Origin of the sequence: Micromonospora auratinigra (genome assembly GCF_900089595.1) — a bacterium.
In the GTDB taxonomy this organism is placed as follows: domain Bacteria; phylum Actinomycetota; class Actinomycetes; order Mycobacteriales; family Micromonosporaceae; genus Micromonospora; species Micromonospora auratinigra.
Map to the genome: position 1 here is coordinate 6160227 of NZ_LT594323.1, position 16901 is coordinate 6177127.

Here is a 16901-nt window from a genome sequence, read left to right on the forward strand (position 1 = left end):
TCCGCGCCGCGCTGGCGATGATCCTCGACGGCGCGCCCGGCGTCAGCGTGGTCGGCGAGGCGACCGACGGCGCCGAGGTCCCGGCGGCCGTCGCCGCGTACGCCCCGGACGTGGTGCTGATGGACATCCGGATGCCCCGGGTCGACGGGCTGGCTGCCACCGAGGCGCTGCGGGCGACGGCGGAGCCGCCGGAGGTGCTGGTGCTGACCACCTTCGACGCCGACGAGCAGGTGCTGCGCGCGCTGCGCGCCGGGGCGGGCGGTTTCCTGCTCAAGGACACCCCGCCCGCCGAGATCGTGGCGGCGGTACGCCGGGTGGCGGCGGGGGAGGCCACCCTGTCCCCGGCGATCACCCGCCGGCTCATCGCCCACGTGACCGCCCCGGTGCCGGTGTCCGGCCCGGACGCGCGCCGGGACCGGGCGGTGCGGCTGCTGGACGGGCTGACCCCGCGCGAGCGGGAGGTGGCGGTGGCCCTCGGTCAGGGGCGCACCAACGCGGAGATCTCGGCGCAGCTGTTCATGAGCGTGCCGACGGTCAAGGCGTACGTGTCGCGGCTGCTCACCAAGCTCGACCTCAACAACCGGGTCCAGGTCGCGTTGCTGGTGCACGACGCCGGGCTGGTCTGAGCGCCGGACGGGATTGAACTGCTGCTGCCCGGCGGCCGTACCAGTGGTCGAGGATGTGGTGCGGCGGGTCGGCCGCACCGCTGCCGAGCTGCGGGAGGCCTGCCGTGCGAGTTGGTGAGCAGTCGAGGGATCCCATCGATCAGATTCTGGGTGAGGTGCCGGTGCCGGCGTCGTTGACCCCCGAGGACGTCCGGCTCGCGGTCCGGGCGGTGGTGGTGCACGCCGCCGAGGAGTGGCCCGCCGGACCGAAGTGCCGCAACGACGGTGCCGCGTACCCCTGCCGGCTGCACCGGTGGGGGCGGCGGGTGCTGGAGGCCCACGGCCTCAACGAACGCCAGATCGACGCGCTGGTGCGGCACGGCAACCCGTTCGTGCACGTGCCCTTCCCGTTCGTGCTGACCGGGCCCCGTACGCCGGCTCCGCCCGGCCCGGCCCCGCGCGGCCAGGCCGGCCGGCCGGTCGCCCCCGGGGTGCGGCCCGTGGCGCGGCCCGGCGGTAGCGGCCGGCCGGTACCGCCGCCGGCCACCGGCCGGCCGCGCTGGCCCCGGGCGAGCTGACGACCGCTCCGGTCGCGGCGCGGGGGTCAGCCGCGCCGCGCCGGAGCGGCCGTCGATCGGGGGCACGCCCCACGCCCGGGGCACGCGACGGCGGCCCGGACGCCGGGGACCTCCACCCCCGCTGTCCGGGCCGCCGTGACGTGACGCTCAGGTCGTTCCCGACCCGGTGTGCCGGCCGCCGTGGCGCGGCGGTCAGTCGCTGCCGGCGCCGACGCCGCAGTCGGGCGCGGACCAACTGGTCGTGTTCCGGCTGTTGTCGCTGTTGTTCTCCCGGCGCGAGTCCACGTGGACGTGGTCGTCGTGGTCCGGGTAGCCGGGGCCGTAGATGCCGCTGAAGCCGTGGTTGCGGGCCGTGCGGGCGAGCTGGCACAGCGACGCGCTGCCGGACAGGTCGGCCGCGTTGCCGTAGAGGTGCTGGCTGTCGGACGCGCCACCGACCTGGCTGTTGCAGGCGATGCTGCGGAAGCCGCTGCTCACGGAGACCGGCTTGTCGCCGAGGCTGCGCCGCAGCGCCTCCAGTTTCCACATGGTGCGGATCGCGTTCTCCCGGGTGGCGTTCGCGGAGAGCGGACCGCCGCTCCAGCCGCCCTTGCCGCACCCGTTGTCGAGTTCGGCGTAGCTGAAGTGTTTCGGCGTGCAGTCGTCGTCCTGCAGGTCGTAGATCTTGGCGAAGGTCTGCGGTCCGGCGACGCCGTCGGCCCGCAGCCCGTACGCGGACTGGAACCGGCGGACCGCGGCGGCGGTCTCCGGGCCGTAGATCCCGTCGACGCGGACGATGTCCCGGTAGCCGGCCCAGCCGCCCACCCGGATCTGCAACTGGCGGACGTCGGAGCCGGAGCTGCCCTGGGAGAGGGTCCTCTTCCAGGTGTAGCAGCCGTCGGCGTGTGCGGCCGGCGCGGCGACCGCCGTGGCGATGGCGGCCCCGGGCAGCGCCAGCGCGAATGCGACAGCGGCCCGCTTGAGGGTGTTCACGCGCACAGAAGTCCTCCCGACAAGCGATCGAATGAGGCGTGACCGGGACATCGACCGGTGCGTCCCGTGCTTTCCACCCTGACAGCGCTTGGGCCGGTTCGTGGGCAATAACCGGAATTGTCCTCACAATCGCGGATCCTGGGTGTCGGCTGAGAAAAGGCCGTAATTGCGAAACAGCAGTTCCTTTTTATGTCGATGGGCGGCGACAAACGTGACAGAAATGCTCATCCGACCCCACCGAGGGTGATGCCACCCGGGCCGGACGGCCCGGTAACGTCTGCACCGGGTCGCGGGGACGACCCGGCGGGCGACCGCGGGCGGGGAGGTCGGCGTTGGCGCGTGGGGGCATCTTCTGCATCGAGGGACAGTGGCACCGCGACCTCAACGAGCGCGGCTCGGTCCTGCCCACCCTCGAACTGCTCGAACGGCTGGGCAAGATCCGTTACATCCACAAGGACGCCGCCACCCGCGACGAGCTCTTCTACTTCCTCGACCGCTGGCTGCTCAAGCAGTACGCCGACCACCGGGTCGGCTTCTTCGCCATGCACGGCGAGCCCAGCCGGCTCTGCCTCACCGACTGGGACTCCGTCGCACTGGCCGACGTGGCCGACCGGATGGCCGGGCGCTGCGAGGGACGCCGGCTCTACTTCGGCAGCTGCTCGGTGCTGCGCGCCTCCGACGCGGCGCTGCGCGACTTCCTCGACGTCACCGGGGCGGCGCTGATCTGCGGCTTCACCCGTGAGGTCGACTGGGTCGAGTCCGCCGCCTTCGAGACCGTGCTGCTCGACGTGCTCGCCAACGGGCAGCGGCACAACGCCGCCGAGCTGCGGATGGGCTCGGCGCACTGGGCGCCCCTGGCGGCGTACCTGGGCTTCCGGGTGATCTACGCCAACGGCCGGGCCTGGCGGCCGGCGGCACGGCCGAAGGTGCCCGCCCAGGCCACCGCGCGCCGCACCGCCGACCGGCCCCGCTGAGCGGCCGGCCCGGCCGTCCCGCCTCCCACCGGGCCGTGCGCCGCCCGGCCTGGTAGAACCGAGGCATGGCACGCAGCATCGCGACCAACACCCGGGTCGACCGGGACGCCCTGATCGAGTTCCTCCGGCCCCGGCACAAGGTCGTGCTCATGACGACCCGCGCCGACGGGCGACCGCAGTCCTCCCCGGTCTCCTGCGGGGTCGACGCCGAGGGCCGCCTGGTCATCTCCACGTACCCGCAGCGGGCCAAGGTGGCCAACATCCGGCGCGACCCGCGGGTCTCCGCCTGCGTGCTCTCCGACGACTGGAACGGGCCCTGGGTGCAGGTCGACGGCACCGCCGAGGTGCTCGACCTGCCCGAGGCGCTCGAACCGCTGGTGGAGTACTTCCGCAGCATCTCCGGCGAGCACCCGGACTGGGACGAGTACCGCGCCGCGATGGTGAAGCAGGGCAAGTCGTTGATCCGGGTCACCGTCGAGGGCTGGGGCCCGATCGCCACCGGCGGCTTCCCCGCCCGGCTGGCCGACTGACTCAGTACGCGGCGGTGAAGCGCGCGTTGCGGAACCGCGGGCTCTCGATCTCGTCGACGATCGCCACCGCCAGGTCCTCGTAGGTGAGCACCGACCGGCCCTGCGCGTCGGTCACCGGCTCGTCGGTGCCGGTGCGGTAGTGGCCGGTGCGCTCGCCCGGGTGGAACTCCAGCGGCGGTGGTGAGACGTACGTCCAGGTCACCCCGTCGGCCGAGGAGCGGTAGACGGCCAGGGCGTCGGCCTGACCCTCGGCCGAGTCCCGGTACTCGGTCGGGAAGTCCGGCTCGTCCAGGTACGGCGTGCCCTTCGGGGTGAGCAGGGTCGCCCCGCCGCCCACGTGGATCACCCGGGGCGGGTCGGGCAGCTCGCCCAGCGTCCGCACCAGCGTGCGGGCGGCGTCACCCCACAGCTCCCGCTCGCCGCCCCCGATGGCCACCACGAACACGTCGGCGTCGGTGGCCAGCTCCTTGACGCTGCGCGCCGAGGTGGCGTCGCCGGTCACCGTCCGTACGCCGGGCGGCAGGTAGCCGGTCGCCTCGGGGCGGCGTACCGCCGCGGTCACCCGGTGCCCCCGCTCGACCGCCTCGGCCGCGATCCGCGACCCCGCGGTGCCGCCGGCGCCGAACACGACGATGTTGGTCATGCCCCCAGGCTAGGGATCCGGGCGCCCGGCCGGTGCCGTTACCCGGATCAGGGGCTCAGTCGACCAGGGCGGAGTAGACGAGCTGGCGCAACTGCGGGCGCAACGGGTACGTGCTCGACGGCATGAGCTGGGTGAAGAGCAGCGCGGTGACCTCCTCGACCGGGTCCACCCAGAACGCGGTGCTGGCCAGGCCACCCCAGTAGTACTCGCCCACGCTGCTCGGCACCCGCGACGGCACCGGGTCCAGCACCACGGCGAAGCCGAGGCCGAAGCCGATCCCGTCGAGGATCGTCTCGGAGAACCCGTCCGGGGCGAACGAGGCCAGGTCGCGGTTGCCGGGCAGGTGGTTACGGGTCATGAAGCGCACCGTGCGGGGGCCGAGCAGGCGTACCCCGTCCAGCTCGCCGCCGCGCAGCAGGAACTGGGTGAACCGGTGGTAGTCGGCGGCGGTGGAGACCAGCCCGCCGCCGCCCGAGTGCCAGCCCGGCTCGGTCGAGGCGGCCCGGCCGATGCCGTCGGCGCGGACCGCCTGGCCGGTGCCCGGGTGCGGGGTGTAGAGGGCGGCCAGCCGCTTGGCGTCCGGCTCGTCGACCCACCAGCGGGTGTCGGTCATGCCGAGCGGTCGCAGGATCCGCTCGGCGAAGAAGGCGTCCAGGCGCTGCCCGGAGACCACCTCGACGAGCCGGCCCAGCACGTCGGTGGAGACGCCGTAGTTCCAGCTCGTGCCGGGCTGGAAGAGCAGCGGCAGCTTCGCCAGCCCGGCCGAGGCCGTGGCCAGGTCCGCGCCCGGCGGCACGCCCAGGTCGAAGCCGGCCTTGCGGTAGAGGCCGTCGACCACCGAGACCTGGGCGAAGCCGTACGTCAGGCCGGCGGTGTGGGTGAGCAGGTGCCAGATCCGGATCGGCTCGACCGCCGGCACCGTGTACGGCTTGAGCACCGAACCCTTGTCGAAGACCCGGACGTCGGCGAACTCCGGCAGCCAGCGGCTGATCGGGTCGGTCAGCTCGAACCGGCCCTCCTCCCAGAGCATCATCGCGGCGACCGAGGTGATCGGCTTGGTCATCGAGTAGATGCGCCAGAGGGTGTCCGCCTCGACCGGCACGCCGGCCTCCCGGTCCCGCATGCCGTACGTCGAGGAGTGCGCGACCTCGCCCCGCCGGGTCACCACGATCTGCCAGCCGGCGAGCCGGCCGTCGTCGACGTACCTGCCGAAGTGCTCGTCGATGCGCGCCAGCCGGGCGGGGTCGAAGCCGATACGGGTCGGGTCGGTGCTCACTGCGAGGCTCACCGCGCCGACGCTACCGGTCGGTAGGCGCACCGGGAAGTGTCGGTCGGGGCCACTATCGTCGACCCCATGCCGGAGACCGTCGAGGGCGTCACCTACCGCGACCAGGACTGGTACGCCGAGGAGTTGGTCGACCGGCACTTCGTGCGGTGCGAGTTCTTCCGCGTCGACCTCACCGAGGCGCTGAGCCAGGGGGCGAGCTTCACCGAGTGCGTCTTCGGCAACGTGACGCTCAACGCCTCCCGGCACACCGATTCGGCCTTCACCCGCTGCTCCTTCAGGCGCTGCAACCTCTTCGAGGCCGAGTTCACCGGGTGCAAGCTGGTCGGCAGCAGCTTCGACCAGTGCGACCTGCGCCCGTTGCGGATCGACGGCGGCGACTGGTCGTTCGTCGGCCTGCCCGGCGCCGACCTGCGCGGGGTGCGGATCACCGGCGCGCGGATGCGCGAGGTCGACCTGACCGGCGCCGACCTGACCGGGGCGACCGTCACCGGCGTCGACCTCTCCGGCGCCCACCTGCACGCCGTCAAGCTGGCCCGGGCCGACCTGCGGGGCAGCGACCTCACCGCGCTCGACCCGACCGCCGTCGAGCGGGCCGGGGCGATCATCGACGCCGGGCAGGCGATCGTGCTGGCCCGGTCGCTCGGCTTCGAGCTCCGCTGACCGGCCGGGGAATCCCGCCGTGACCTGTCAGGGTTTCCTGCCAGGATGCGGTCATGACATGGTGGTCCGACCTGGTGGCGTCCGAACCCGACTTCGCCGCGCGGGTGCGCGCCCGGTTCGAGGTGCGCAAGCACGGCACGATGGCGACCCTGCGGCGGGACGGCTCGCCCCGGATCAGCGGCACCGAGTTCGACTTCTCCGCCGACGGCCAGCTCCGGCTGGGCAGCATGGCCGGCGCACTCAAGGCCCTCGACCTGCGGCGCGACCCCCGGGTGGCGCTGCACTGCCCGACCGAGGACGCACCCGAGCATGAGCCGACGACCTGGGACGGGGACGCGAAGATCGCCGGCCGGGCGCACGAGGAACCGCCGGGCGAGGACGGGTCGCACCGGTTCCGGATCGAGCTGACCGAGGTGGTGCTGACCCGGGTCGGTGAGCCGGCCGACCACCTGGTGATCGAGAGCTGGCACCCGGATCGGGGGCTGCGCCGGCGCGAACGGCGCTGACCCGCGCCGGCTGTCGCGAAACTGGCTCGGTCGGCGGCTTCTCGGCGATCGCGACCTGTGTCATTCTCCCTGCGGCGGTCCACCGGGGCGACCGCGGTTCCGGTGACCGAGGGAGGGGTCGGTGGCTGAGGAGGAACTCACCCAGACCGGGATCCGGGTCGGCGGGTGGCTCCCCGCCGTGCCCGCCGAGCGAGCCGGGGACCAGCAGCGGCCGGCCGTGCCGCGCCGGCTGCCGGCCGATCCCGGCGGCCCGCCCGGACCCGATCCGGAAGGTCCGGCCCCGGCGGCGGACCGGTCCGTCGCCGAGCCGGGCGGGTCCGTGCCGGCCGGTCCCGACCCGGGCCCGCCGGGAGCGCATCCTCCGGTGCGACCGCAGCCGACCGCCGGTCCCGCCGACCCGCCGCCTGCCGGGCCTCCGCCGCCCCTCCCCGACGACCGGGCCGCCACGCCGCGACCCCTCGCCGGCGATCCGGCAGCCGCGCCGCCGCCCCTCGCCGCTGATCCGGCTGCCGCGCCGCCACGCCTGGCAGGGGAAACGGCCGCCGTGCCGACGCCGGCCGGGAGTCCGCCGGCGGGGGGTCCGCCGGCCGGGTCGCCACGGGCGGCGACGGTGGGCGACTTGGCGCCGGCCCGGCACACCGCCCGGGAAGGCGTCACCGAACGGCTCGCGGAGCTGGTCGCCCCGGCGGCGGCCCGGGTGCGGGTGGCCGTCGGCGTCGCCCCCGAGGGACCGGTCACCCGGGTCGGCGTGGGCCGGGCCCGGCGTCGCCGTCGCCGGGTGTTGCTGGTGGCGGCCGGGGTGGTCGCGCTGGCGCTGGTCCTCGTGTACGCGGGTCCGGGGCCGGAGTCCGACCGTAGGCCGGCGGTGCCGGCGGCGGTACCGCCGGTCGCCGCCTCCCGGCCCGCCCCGACGGCGCCCCCGGCGACGGTCGTGCCGGCCACCGGGAACCCGGCCTTCCCCGGCGGGCCACTGCTCAGCGTCGAGCCGGAACCGATTCCGGCGCGGGTCGACCTGACCGCGCTCGGCGCGCGCGACTGGATCCACTGGGGTGGCAACGGCGGTGGCAGCGTGCAGCGCAAGCAGGCCGGCACCGGCGAGATCGGCGACCCGGGCGGGGAACGGCTGGAACACGCGGCCAGCGTGGCGGCCTTCGCCTGGACCGACGGCACGCCCGTCGCCCGCCAGGAGGGCCTGCGCTACGGGGTCTTCCAGCGCGGGGCCGGCAAGAGCTTCGCGGTGACCGTGGCCGGCAGCGGCGACCTGCGCACGGTACGGCTCTTCGTCGGCACGTTCGGCGCGGGCGCCCGGCTCGACCTGCGCCTGTCCGGCGGCGGTGACCCCGCGGTACGCGAGGTGGCGCTGGCCGCCGACGACCGGTTCTTCCAGTACGTGGTGCACTTCCGGGCGCCCCGGGGCACCCGGCTGCTGATCACCTGGCGGGCGCTGACCGTCGCCGGGGGCGACAACGACGGCGTGACCATGGAGGCGGTCACGGCCAGCTGAGCGCGCGACATTGGCCGGGAAATTCCCACCCACCGACATATGGCGCATCGGCCCCCAAAGATGAAAACGTGGAGCCGGTTCCGCGCCGCCCGGTCCGGCGGCCGGAGCGGTGTGGGGACGGAGGTCAGGTGGGGCAGGAAGACCACGATCGGGTCGGCGGCGGCACGCCGTACCCGCAGGGGCAGACCCGCTCGGCGCTCCGCCGCACGGCCCGGAGCCGGCAGCGACGACGCTGGTTGCTGGAGGCATGCGCCGCCGTCGGCTGCCTGGCCGCGCTGATCGGCTATCTCGGCACCGAGCAGCATCCGACGCCGCGCGAGGAGCGCAGCGAGGTGCTGCCCGGCCCGCCCAGCGGCCGGCCGGTGCCGCCCTCCCCGGACGTGGCCGACGGCGGTGTGACACCCGGGCTGCGCCCCCGCCAGCGCCCACCGTCGCCCAGCCCGTCGCCGTCCACCTCGCCGCCGGCCGCGGCCACCCTGACGGTGGCCCAGGCGGACGTGCCGGCGCTGGTCGACCTGACCGCCGCCGGCCCGACGGACTGGGTGCACTGGGGACTGCTCGGCCCGGGCGCGCCGGTGCGCAAGCGCGGCGGCTCCGGCGAGATCCGCGACGAGGGCGGCAACGGCACCCGGGTCAGCTACAGCAACAACCCGGAGGCGTACGCCTGGCGCGACGGCGACCCCGTCGGCTCCGCCACCGGCACCATGTCCGGGGTCTACACCTGCGACAAGGGCAGCGGCTTCACCCTCGCCGTGGCGGCCGACGGCCGGCCCCGCACGGTGCGCCTCTACGCCGGGCTCTGGATGGCCCGGGGCCGCCTGGACCTGCGCCTCACCGGCGGTCCGGCCAGCACGGTGCGGCTGGAGGACCCGCACACCACGCGGACCGCCGAGTTCACCATCCGCTTCCGCGCCCCGCGCGGGGCGAAGTTGCAGCTGAGCTGGACGGTGGAGGAGTCCATGGGGGACTGCGGCAACGTCAGCCTCCAGGCGGTGGCGCTGCGCTGAGCGCACTCCGTCCGCTCCCGGGTGTCGACGTCGCGCCCGGTCACCCGCAGACTCGGGGTCAGGCCCTGCGCCGAGACGGCGCACGACACCGGGGAGGGACCATGCCCGCATTCGCCATCGCCCACCTGCGTACGCCCCAGATCAATGAGGACGTGCTGGAGTACATCGAGAAGATCCAGGCGACCCTCGACCCGTACCAGGGGCGGTTCCGGGTGCACGGCGCCGATCCGCATGTCCTGGAGGGGGAGTGGCCGGGCACCATCGTGATCGTCGAGTTCCCCGACGTGGAGTCGGCACACGCCTGGTACGCCTCCCCGGCGTACCAGGAGATCCTGCCCCTGCGCACCCGGCACATCGAGGGCTCCACGCTGATCGTCCAGGGCGTGGGCCCCGACTACGACCCGCGGCGCACCGCCGCCCGGCTGCGCGCGGCCACCGACTGACCCGGTCCCCCGCCCGGGGGAGCGGGTCCCCTTCCGTCGGGGAGGGGACCGCCCGGTGGGGGCGGCAGGGTGGAGCCATGACGACGACGAACCTCCTGCCGCCACCCGCCGCGACCCGGCGCGCCTGGCCGGCGTACGCGCTGCCGGCCTGGGCCGTCGGCTACGGGCTGCTGCGGGCCGTCTGGCTGCTGGCCGGAGCGCCGTCGTTCGGGCCGCTCGGCACCGACCTGGTGGTGTTCACCGGCGGGTGGCCGCTGGTGCTCTGTGCCGCCGCGGGGGTGGTCGGTGTCGGGCTGGCCCGGGCCCGGTCCTGGCGGCCGGGCCTGGTCGGCGCGGCCGGGGCGGTCTGCGCGGCGCTGCTGGTCTCCGGCGCGCTGTTCCTGCTGGACCTGGTGGGCTTCCTGATCGGCGACCTCACCGCGGCGTTCACGCCGGCCGGCTTCCTCGGCCGGGCCGGCGCGGTCACCGGGGCGCTGCTGCTGGCCGCGGCGGCGCTCGGCCACGTCCGGCGGTTCCGGGGCGACTGCGGTGAGTGTGGCCGCACCCGCCGCTCGGGCGGGCCGGTGCCGGGCTGGGCCCGGATCGCCGCCCGGGTCGCGGTCGCCGGCTGCCTGATCCGGTTGGCCGCGCAGGTGGCGGTCGGGTTCGGCGACGTGCCGCTGACCCGGGGCGCCTCGATGGCGGTGTTCGAGGTGGGCTTCCTGCTCGCCGGGGTGCTGCTGCCGCTGGCCCTGGTGCACCACTGGGGGACGGTCTGGCCGGGCTGGGTGCCGCTGCTCGCCGGCCGGCGGGTGCCGCCGATGCTGCTGCTGGTGCCGGCGTACGTCTTCGGCGTGGGCCTGGTCGGCTACTTCGGCGTCGGCCTCGGACAGCTCGCCGTGGAGACCGTCACCGGCAGCTTCGACCCGGGCGACGGGCGCTTCCCGTTGTCCTTCTTCTGGGTGGCCGAGTCCGGGTACTGGGCCTGGGGCTGGGGCCTGCTGGCCGCCGCGACGGCGCACCGGCGGCGTACCCGCCGGCCCTGCCGCCACTGCGGCCGCTGAGGTCGGGGACAGTTTGTCCGTCGCGCGCCGGTGCGGGCGTCGTAGGTTCTGCGATGTCCCCGTACGACCATCCTCTGTGGAGGCTCGACCGATGAGCAGCAGTGCCCCCGTCGTCCGTTCCGTCGTCGACGACACGTCCGGCGAGGTGCTGCGGGACATCCCGCTGCCGCCGTACGTGACCGGCGAGGACGCCCAGTTCGCCGTGCGGGCGGTGGTGGTCCATGCGCCGCGACGCTGGTCCGGCGGGACGATCTGCCGCAACGACGCCAGCCCGCACCCGTGCCGGCTGCACCGCTGGGGCCGGCGGGTGCTCACCCTGCGGGGCCTGCCCTCGGCCGAGATCGACGCCCTGATCGAGCGCGGCGACCCGGCCGCCACGCCGCCGTACCGGCCGGGGGCCTGAGCGCCGTCCCCGGCCCGGGGAGACCGGGCCGGGGACGACGGGTCAGCAGACGGCCGGCTTCACCCAGGAGCACTCCAGCCCGTCGGGCACCCGCGGTGACTCCGGCGCCGTCGGCACCGCCAGCCGCGCGCTGCTCGTCCCCTTCTCGGTGTACGACGCCAGCGCGATCGCGATCTGGTCCTCCAGCCCCTTGACCGACGAGGTCAGGTAGTTGTTGAGCACGACGGAGAACGCCAGCACGTGGCCGTCGGCGTCGGTGGCGTAGCCGGAGAGGCTGGAGACGCCGGTCAGGCTGCCGGTCTTGGCGTGCACGTTGTCCGCCGCGGCGGTGCCCCGCATCCGGCTGCGCAGCGTCCCGCCGACGAAGCGGTCGGCGTTGCCGGCCACCGGCAGCGCCGCGTACCAGGTGTCGAACCAGGGCTCGGCGCGTACCTCGGTGAGCAGCGAGACGAACTGGGCCGGTGGGATCAGGTTGCGCCGGGACAGCCCGGAGCCGTCCCGCTGGCGCAGCGTGCCGGTGTCGACGCCGGAGTCGCCGACGTACTCGCTGATCGCCGAGAGGCCGGCGGCCCAGGTGCCGGAGCCGGAGAGCACCCGCCCGAGTTCCTTGGTGAGCACCTCGGCGTGCCCGTTGTTGGAGAGCTTGAGGAACGGGACCATCAGCTCGGCCAGCGGCATCGAGTCGTGCCGGGCCACGGTGGTGGCGTCGTCGGGGGTGGGCTGCCCGAGCACGGTGCGGCCGAGCACCCGTACGCCGTGCCGTTGCAGGGCCGTACGGAAGATGTCGGCGGCGTACCCGGTCGGCTCCCAGACCGTGACCCAGTCGCTCTCGGGGGCGTCGCCGACGGCGATCTGCCCGGTCACCACGATGGTGTTGCCGCCGTGCTCCCGCTCGAAGGAGATGCTCGTCTCGCCGGTGGCGACGGTCTCGGCCCGGTTGTCGATCCGGAGCCAGCCGTTGGCCGGCGTCATGGTGATCTCGGGGCGTGCCCCGGCCGTCCCGCCCGGGGCCGCGTGCACGATCACCGTGCCCGCGTCGTAGTCGGTGTCCGGGGCGACGGTCAGCGCGGAGACCTGCGCCGCGTAGTAGGCGGACTCGTCGTCCCAGGTCCAGTCCGGGCCCAGCCGGGTCCGGTCGTAGCGGGTGTCGTCGGCCACCAGGTTCCCGGTCACCACCCGGACGCCCTCGGCGGCCACCTGGGCGGCCAGCCGGTCGTAGTCGGCGGCCAGCATCGTCGGGTCGCCGCCGCCGCGCAGGTAGAGGTTGCCGGAGAGCAGCCCGGCGCGGCGCCGGCCGGCGCCGGAGACGTCGGTGGTGAAGCGGTGGCCCGGCCCGAGCAGTTCCATCGCGGCGGTGGAGGTGAGCAGCTTGGTGTTGGAGGCCGGCACCAGGCGGCGGTTGCCGTTGCGGTCGTACAGGGTCCGGCCGGTGCTGGCGTCGACGACGACCACCCCGGCCTGCGCGCCGTCCAGGCGGGAGTCGGCGAGGATCGCGTCGATGGTCGCGGTCAGCCGGACCTGCGCGGGGGTGGGCGCGTCGGCCGTGGCGGTGGGGGCGCCGGCGGTGGCCGCGGTGGCGACCAGCGCCACGACCCCGACTGCCCCGATAAAGAGACGACGTTGCATGCGTCGATGCTGCCATGGCGCTTTCTTCCAGTGAAGATCCTGCGTCGAAACTTATCTCCGCCGGATGGCGGGCGGTCAGGCCCGGCCCCCTCGGGGTGGCTCGGTGCGCGACCGCTGGTCCGGATCGCGGGGCACGAGCAGCGGCGCCACCAGGGCGGCGAGTGCCCCGCCCACCAGCGGGAAGACGATGAACGCCCAGAGCTGGCGCAGCGCCGACCCACCCTCGAAGAGCGCCGGGCCGAAGGACCGGGCCGGGTTGACCGAGGTGCCGTCGAGCGTGATGCCGACCAGGTGGGCGGCGGCGAGGGCGAGCCCGATCGCCAGCCCGGCGAAGCGGGAGTGTTCGGCCCAGCTGGTCACCACCAGCACCACCAGGACGAAGAGGAAGGTCAGCACGATCTCCAGCACCGCCGTGCCGAGGAGGTTGATGTGCTTGCCGTACCCGTTGGTGCCGAGCACGCCGGTCTGGTCCACCACGTCACCCCAGCGGGTGAGGATCCAGAGCAGGAAGGCGGCGACCGTGGCTCCGGCGAACTGGGCGATCCAGTACGCCACCGCGCCCACCACGGAGATCTTGCCGGAGAGCAGCACGCCGAGGGTCACCGCCGGGTTCACGTGACTGCCGGAGAGGGGGCCGATGGTGTAGACCAGCGCCAGCATGACGAACCCGAACGCGAGGGCGACCACCACGACACCGCCCTCCACCCGGGCGGCGACGGAGCTGCCCACCCCGAAGAAGACCAGCAGCAGGGCGCCGAGGAACTCGGCGGCGTAGCGACGGATGTCGTCCATGGCGCCGACGATAGGCGGAGGTACCCGGCTGGAGTCAGGTAAAACCGCAGCTCAGGATGCTTTCACTCGTCCGGTGCGGAGTGCGCGGGCCAGGCTGTCGACTGACCGGACTCTATTTGACGGATGGCCGTCGAGGGGGGAACGTGGGCGTTGAGGGGCGCTCCGGGCTGCCCTGTTTCCGGGGGCGACGACCGATTCGCCTACCAAGGGTGCGTAGCCGGCCGTGAGGGCCGTGTCGACCCGATCCGAGCCAGCCATGAGGAGTTCCACCATGCTGACCATGACCGACAACGCCGTCCTGGTGATCCGCGACCTCGCCGCCCAGCAGGACGTCGCCGAGGCCGGTGGGCTGCGCATCGCCGCCGACACCGAGGCGGGCTCGCTCTCCATCGAGCTGGTCGAGGAGCCGATCCAGGGCGACCAGGTGGTCGACACCCAGGGGGCCCGGATCTTCCTCGACGCCGACGCGGCCGAGCTGCTCAACGACACCTCGGTCGACGCGGTGGTCGACGACGAGGGCGTCGTCCAGTTCGGCTTCACCGGCAGGGAGTGACTCACCCGGCGCGGCGGTGCTCCCCGCCGCGCCCCGGTCGTCCGGGTCGTCCCCGCACGACCGGCTCCGGATCGGCCCACTCCGGCTCCGGCTCGCGCAGCGCGGCCAGCACGTACGCCAGGTGGTGCGAGGTGCTCCAGGCGAGCTGGTTCACCGGCGAACCGGCCCCGGCCGCCCGCCGGGCCCGGCGCAGGATCTCGTGGTCGCCCCAGGAGAAACCGGCCCCGGTGGCCGGCCACCAGCGTGCCGCCACCAGCGTCCGGCACAGGTCGGCGAGGCGTTCGTCGCCCCGCCCGCCCCGGCGCGACCAGCGGTAGATCCACCACGCCCCGTCGGTGGTGTACCGCAGCGTGGGCAGCCGGTCGTCCGGGCCGTCCGCGTCCGGTGCCGCCGGGCGGACCCCGTAGTCGCCGTAGCCGACGCCCAGGTCGGCCAGGCTCTGCCAGAGCCGCCAGTCGAAGCGGTCGAGGCGGACCGGCTCGTCGGTGGGGAGCCGGGTCAGGGTGGGGGGCATCCCACCCGCCGCCACCGTCACCGAGCGCCAGGCGTGCCGCCGGGCCCAGTCGACCAGCCGGCGGATCCGCGGCTCGGCCGCCCGCACGTCCGCCGGACAGCACACGTCCCCGGCGTCGACGAGCAGGTCGCACTGCTCCGGCACCAGCCCGGCGAGCCGCCAGACCCGCTCCGCCGCCCCGGTCGTGGCGTCCGGGCCGGCCCGGTCCCGTCCGGTCCGCAGCCGCACCACCGCCCGCCGGGCGTACGCCCGGGCCGCGACGCCGAGCGCCGCCAGCCGCCGGTCGCTCTCCGCGAGCCCGATCACCGGGACCAGCGGTACGCCCCACCGGGCCGGCTCGTGCTCGGGCGCGTCGGGCAGGGCGGACACGTCGACGGCGGGGAGCAGCCCGGCCGGCAGCCGGCCCAGCAGGTCCACGGTGCACGGGTCGACCCCGTGTACGTCGATGACCGGAGCGAGCAGCGGAGCGGTGGCGTCGTCGAGGTGGGTCAGCGCCTCGAGCGCGCCCCGGCCCGCCAGGACCGGCCGGTAGACCGGTTCCGCCGCCCGACCCCCGTGGGCGGGCACCATACTTCAATGTATCGGCAGTCTCACGTTCCGCACAGGGGATCCGAGTCGGGATCAGTCTTCTGAACCGGTTCAGTGACATCCGTTGACAGCGGCCCGGGCGGGGTGGTGCCATGGTCCGGCGGGCACCGCCGGGCATGGCACGGGCAACCATGACCACCCTCCTGTGTCGACCCTGCGCTCGGGTCGGCCACCTCGGAAGGCTTTTCCATGTCGACCTCCCGTCCCCGCCTGATCGCCGCCGCCCTGGCGGCCTCCGCCGCGGCGCTGCTCGTCCTCGGTCAGCTCCCCGCGAACGCGGTCAGCGACCCACCGGCCCCGGTGACCGGCAACGCCACCCACTTCGACGGCCTCGGCTCCCCGTACGGGGGCTGCGGCCTGCCCCAGTCCGAGCTGGACAGCCAGGACTTCGTCGCGCTCAACGTCTACGACCTGCCCGGCGACTACTCGTCGTACCCGACCCGCCCGCTGCCGCCGTCGCAGGCGGACAAGATCGGGCTGTGGAACAACGGCCTCAACTGCGGCCGGTACGTGAAGGTCGCCATCGGCGACTACTGCACCGGCGTCAACGACGGCGCGGCCGGCCAGCCGTTCTGCCGCAACGGCTCCTGGGTCGCCGACGGCTACAACGGCGCGACCCTCACCATGCTGGTCGCGGACTCCTGCGGCGACGGCAACGCCTGGTGCCGCGACGACCCGTACCACCTGGACCTGGCCACCGGCTCGCTGAATCGCTTCGCCCGCAACGGCACCCCGGTCGGGGACCTGTACCCGAACCACTGGAACAACCGGCACGTCTCCTGGTCGTTCGTGCCCGCGCCCAACTACACCGGCGACATCCGGATCGGCTTCCTGCAGGGCGCGCAGCGGTACTGGCCGGCCATCGCCGTCTCGCACCTGGCCAACGGCATCCACGGGGTGGAGTATCTGGCCGACGGCGCGTGGAAGAGCGCCACGATGAACAGCGACATGGGCCAGTCGTACCTGATCGGGGCGACCGCCTCCGGCGGCACCGACTTCCAGATCCGGGTCCGCGACGTGACCGACACGCTGATCAACGGCGGGCGGGTGTACAAGTTCTCCCTGCCGGCCTCGTGCGGCGGGACCTGCTCGGCGGCGTACACGCCGGTCGCCTACACCACCTCCGCCGGCACCGGACCGACCGGCTCGCCGACCCCGACCGGGACCGTGTCGCCGAGCCCGACCGGCTCGCCGAGCCCCACCCCGACGGTCTCGCCGACCCCGTCCGCCCCGCCCTCGCCGTCGGCCGGCTGCGCGGCGACCTGGAAGGTGACCGGTACGTGGAGCGGCGGCTTCCAGGCCGAGGTGACCGTCCGCAACACCGGCACCGGCGCGGCCACCGGCTGGAGCAGCTCCTTCGGCTTCCCCGGTACACAGCGCCTGGCCAGCGCCTGGAACGCCACCGCCACCCAGTCGGGTCAGCAGGTGACCGCGACCAACGCCGGCTGGAACGGAAGTCTGGCCCCCGGCGGCAGCACCAGCTGGGGACTGGTCGTAAATGGTGACTCTCAGTTGCCGATTAATCTCGGCTGCGCGCTGCGCTGAAAGCCGGAAGGGCCGGTCGGGAATCCCCGATCGGCCCTTCTTTTTGCAGTTCAGCGGGGTTGGATGTCCATGATCGGACAGCTGTCGCGGTGGTTTGCTAACGGCTGTCCGACCTATTTTCGTTACA

General features: G+C 74.3%; 19 protein-coding genes. 13 read left to right on the plus strand and 6 right to left on the minus strand.

Translation table 11 applies throughout. The features are described 5' to 3' along the window. Window positions 1-17 precede the first annotated feature (17 nt). Together GA0070611_RS28180 and GA0070611_RS28185 are read left to right on the plus strand one after the other, a co-directional pair. Entirely contained in the window at window positions 18-626 is a 609-nt protein-coding gene (locus GA0070611_RS28180) for a response regulator (RefSeq protein ID WP_091673562.1), read from the plus strand. Window positions 627-787: 161 nt separating this feature from the next. Continuing rightward, window positions 788-1183, plus strand: coding sequence for a hypothetical protein (locus GA0070611_RS28185; RefSeq protein WP_231921248.1), 396 nt, complete (start codon window positions 788-790; stop codon window positions 1181-1183). Between the two features lie 192 nt (window positions 1184-1375). Here the strand turns inward: GA0070611_RS28185 and GA0070611_RS28190 are convergent, their stop codons facing one another. Next, a complete protein-coding gene (locus GA0070611_RS28190; RefSeq protein ID WP_091671157.1) occupies window positions 1376-2161 on the minus strand; it encodes a D-Ala-D-Ala carboxypeptidase family metallohydrolase in 786 nt (261 codons plus the stop codon). A gap of 326 nt (window positions 2162-2487) precedes the next feature. On the opposite strand from GA0070611_RS28190, the gene GA0070611_RS28195 reads away from it, so the two are divergent. Together GA0070611_RS28195 and GA0070611_RS28200 are read left to right on the plus strand one after the other, a co-directional pair. Then, window positions 2488-3129 carry a DUF6642 family protein gene (locus GA0070611_RS28195; RefSeq protein ID WP_091671161.1) on the plus strand — a complete coding sequence of 214 codons (642 nt, stop codon included), beginning with the start codon at window positions 2488-2490 and terminating at the stop codon, window positions 3127-3129. A gap of 65 nt (window positions 3130-3194) precedes the next feature. Next, window positions 3195-3659, plus strand: coding sequence for a PPOX class F420-dependent oxidoreductase (locus tag GA0070611_RS28200; RefSeq protein WP_091671165.1), 465 nt, complete (start codon window positions 3195-3197; stop codon window positions 3657-3659). Between the two features lies 1 nt (window position 3660). On the opposite strand, the gene GA0070611_RS28205 is transcribed toward GA0070611_RS28200, so the two are convergent. Beyond that, window positions 3661-4302, minus strand: a complete 642-nt coding sequence (locus GA0070611_RS28205) for an NAD(P)-dependent oxidoreductase (RefSeq protein ID WP_091671171.1) — start codon at window positions 4300-4302, stop codon at window positions 3661-3663. 55 nt (window positions 4303-4357) lie between these two features. Continuing rightward, window positions 4358-5590: a serine hydrolase domain-containing protein gene (locus GA0070611_RS28210; RefSeq protein ID WP_091673565.1), complete on the minus strand. Its 1233-nt coding sequence runs from the start codon at window positions 5588-5590 to the stop codon at window positions 4358-4360. 66 nt (window positions 5591-5656) lie between these two features. Between GA0070611_RS28210 and GA0070611_RS28215 the strand changes: the two genes are divergently transcribed. The 7 genes from GA0070611_RS28215 (at window position 5657) to GA0070611_RS28250 (ending at window position 11156) form a co-directional block, all read left to right on the plus strand. Continuing rightward, window positions 5657-6250, plus strand: a complete 594-nt coding sequence (locus GA0070611_RS28215; RefSeq protein ID WP_091671174.1) for a pentapeptide repeat-containing protein — start codon at window positions 5657-5659, stop codon at window positions 6248-6250. Window positions 6251-6303: 53 nt separating this feature from the next. Beyond that, window positions 6304-6756, plus strand: a complete 453-nt coding sequence (locus GA0070611_RS28220) for a pyridoxamine 5'-phosphate oxidase family protein (protein ID WP_091671178.1) — start codon at window positions 6304-6306, stop codon at window positions 6754-6756. A 610-nt stretch (window positions 6757-7366) separates the two neighbouring features. Then, window positions 7367-8260 carry a hypothetical protein gene (locus GA0070611_RS32080; protein ID WP_231921249.1) on the plus strand — a complete coding sequence of 298 codons (894 nt, stop codon included), beginning with the start codon at window positions 7367-7369 and terminating at the stop codon, window positions 8258-8260. A 128-nt stretch (window positions 8261-8388) separates the two neighbouring features. Beyond that, window positions 8389-9267 carry a hypothetical protein gene (locus tag GA0070611_RS28235; protein WP_231921250.1) on the plus strand — a complete coding sequence of 293 codons (879 nt, stop codon included), beginning with the start codon at window positions 8389-8391 and terminating at the stop codon, window positions 9265-9267. Window positions 9268-9368: 101 nt separating this feature from the next. Continuing rightward, window positions 9369-9710, plus strand: a complete 342-nt coding sequence (locus GA0070611_RS28240; protein WP_091671188.1) for a DUF1330 domain-containing protein — start codon at window positions 9369-9371, stop codon at window positions 9708-9710. A 77-nt stretch (window positions 9711-9787) separates the two neighbouring features. Then, complete coding sequence (locus tag GA0070611_RS28245) at window positions 9788-10753, plus strand: hypothetical protein (protein WP_091671190.1); 966 nt, start codon at window positions 9788-9790, stop codon at window positions 10751-10753. 91 nt (window positions 10754-10844) lie between these two features. Beyond that, window positions 10845-11156: a hypothetical protein gene (locus GA0070611_RS28250; RefSeq protein ID WP_091671192.1), complete on the plus strand. Its 312-nt coding sequence runs from the start codon at window positions 10845-10847 to the stop codon at window positions 11154-11156. A 42-nt stretch (window positions 11157-11198) separates the two neighbouring features. Here the strand turns inward: GA0070611_RS28250 and dacB are convergent, their stop codons facing one another. Beyond that, window positions 11199-12782: a D-alanyl-D-alanine carboxypeptidase/D-alanyl-D-alanine endopeptidase gene (gene dacB / locus GA0070611_RS28255; protein ID WP_091671194.1), complete on the minus strand. Its 1584-nt coding sequence runs from the start codon at window positions 12780-12782 to the stop codon at window positions 11199-11201. Between the two features lie 75 nt (window positions 12783-12857). Then, on the minus strand, window positions 12858-13574 hold the full coding sequence (locus GA0070611_RS28260) for an MIP/aquaporin family protein (RefSeq protein ID WP_091671196.1): 717 nt from the start codon (window positions 13572-13574) through the stop codon (window positions 12858-12860). 271 nt (window positions 13575-13845) lie between these two features. Here GA0070611_RS28260 and GA0070611_RS28265 point away from each other — a divergent pair, with 271 nt between their 5' ends. Beyond that, window positions 13846-14127, plus strand: a complete 282-nt coding sequence (locus tag GA0070611_RS28265) for a HesB/IscA family protein (protein ID WP_091671198.1) — start codon at window positions 13846-13848, stop codon at window positions 14125-14127. 1 nt (window position 14128) lies between these two features. Here GA0070611_RS28265 and GA0070611_RS28270 read toward each other — a convergent pair whose 3' ends face one another. Further along, window positions 14129-15211: a beta family protein gene (locus GA0070611_RS28270; RefSeq protein WP_091671200.1), complete on the minus strand. Its 1083-nt coding sequence runs from the start codon at window positions 15209-15211 to the stop codon at window positions 14129-14131. A 207-nt stretch (window positions 15212-15418) separates the two neighbouring features. Between GA0070611_RS28270 and GA0070611_RS28275 the strand changes: the two genes are divergently transcribed. Further along, window positions 15419-16774: a cellulose binding domain-containing protein gene (locus tag GA0070611_RS28275; RefSeq protein ID WP_091671202.1), complete on the plus strand. Its 1356-nt coding sequence runs from the start codon at window positions 15419-15421 to the stop codon at window positions 16772-16774. Window positions 16775-16901 lie beyond the last annotated feature (127 nt).

Excerpts from the sequence above, each read along its gene's own strand:
- GA0070611_RS28265 (WP_091671198.1), top strand. The coding sequence starts at position 13,846 with ATGCTGACCATGACCGACAACGCCGTCCTGGTGATCCGCGACCTCGCC.
- GA0070611_RS28220 (WP_091671178.1), top strand. The coding sequence starts at position 6,304 with ATGACATGGTGGTCCGACCTGGTGGCGTCCGAACCCGACTTCGCCGCG.
- GA0070611_RS28205 (WP_091671171.1), bottom strand. The coding sequence starts at position 4,302 with ATGACCAACATCGTCGTGTTCGGCGCCGGCGGCACCGCGGGGTCGCGG.
- GA0070611_RS28260 (WP_091671196.1), bottom strand. The coding sequence starts at position 13,574 with ATGGACGACATCCGTCGCTACGCCGCCGAGTTCCTCGGCGCCCTGCTG.
- GA0070611_RS28240 (WP_091671188.1), top strand. The coding sequence starts at position 9,369 with ATGCCCGCATTCGCCATCGCCCACCTGCGTACGCCCCAGATCAATGAG.
- GA0070611_RS28275 (WP_091671202.1), top strand. The coding sequence starts at position 15,419 with ATGTCGACCTCCCGTCCCCGCCTGATCGCCGCCGCCCTGGCGGCCTCC.
- GA0070611_RS28250 (WP_091671192.1), top strand. The coding sequence starts at position 10,845 with ATGAGCAGCAGTGCCCCCGTCGTCCGTTCCGTCGTCGACGACACGTCC.
- GA0070611_RS28245 (WP_091671190.1), top strand. The coding sequence starts at position 9,788 with ATGACGACGACGAACCTCCTGCCGCCACCCGCCGCGACCCGGCGCGCC.
- GA0070611_RS28215 (WP_091671174.1), top strand. The coding sequence starts at position 5,657 with ATGCCGGAGACCGTCGAGGGCGTCACCTACCGCGACCAGGACTGGTAC.
- GA0070611_RS28270 (WP_091671200.1), bottom strand. The coding sequence starts at position 15,211 with ATGGTGCCCGCCCACGGGGGTCGGGCGGCGGAACCGGTCTACCGGCCG.
- dacB (WP_091671194.1), bottom strand. The coding sequence starts at position 12,782 with ATGCAACGTCGTCTCTTTATCGGGGCAGTCGGGGTCGTGGCGCTGGTC.
- GA0070611_RS28180 (WP_091673562.1), top strand. The coding sequence starts at position 18 with ATGATCCTCGACGGCGCGCCCGGCGTCAGCGTGGTCGGCGAGGCGACC.
- GA0070611_RS28200 (WP_091671165.1), top strand. The coding sequence starts at position 3,195 with ATGGCACGCAGCATCGCGACCAACACCCGGGTCGACCGGGACGCCCTG.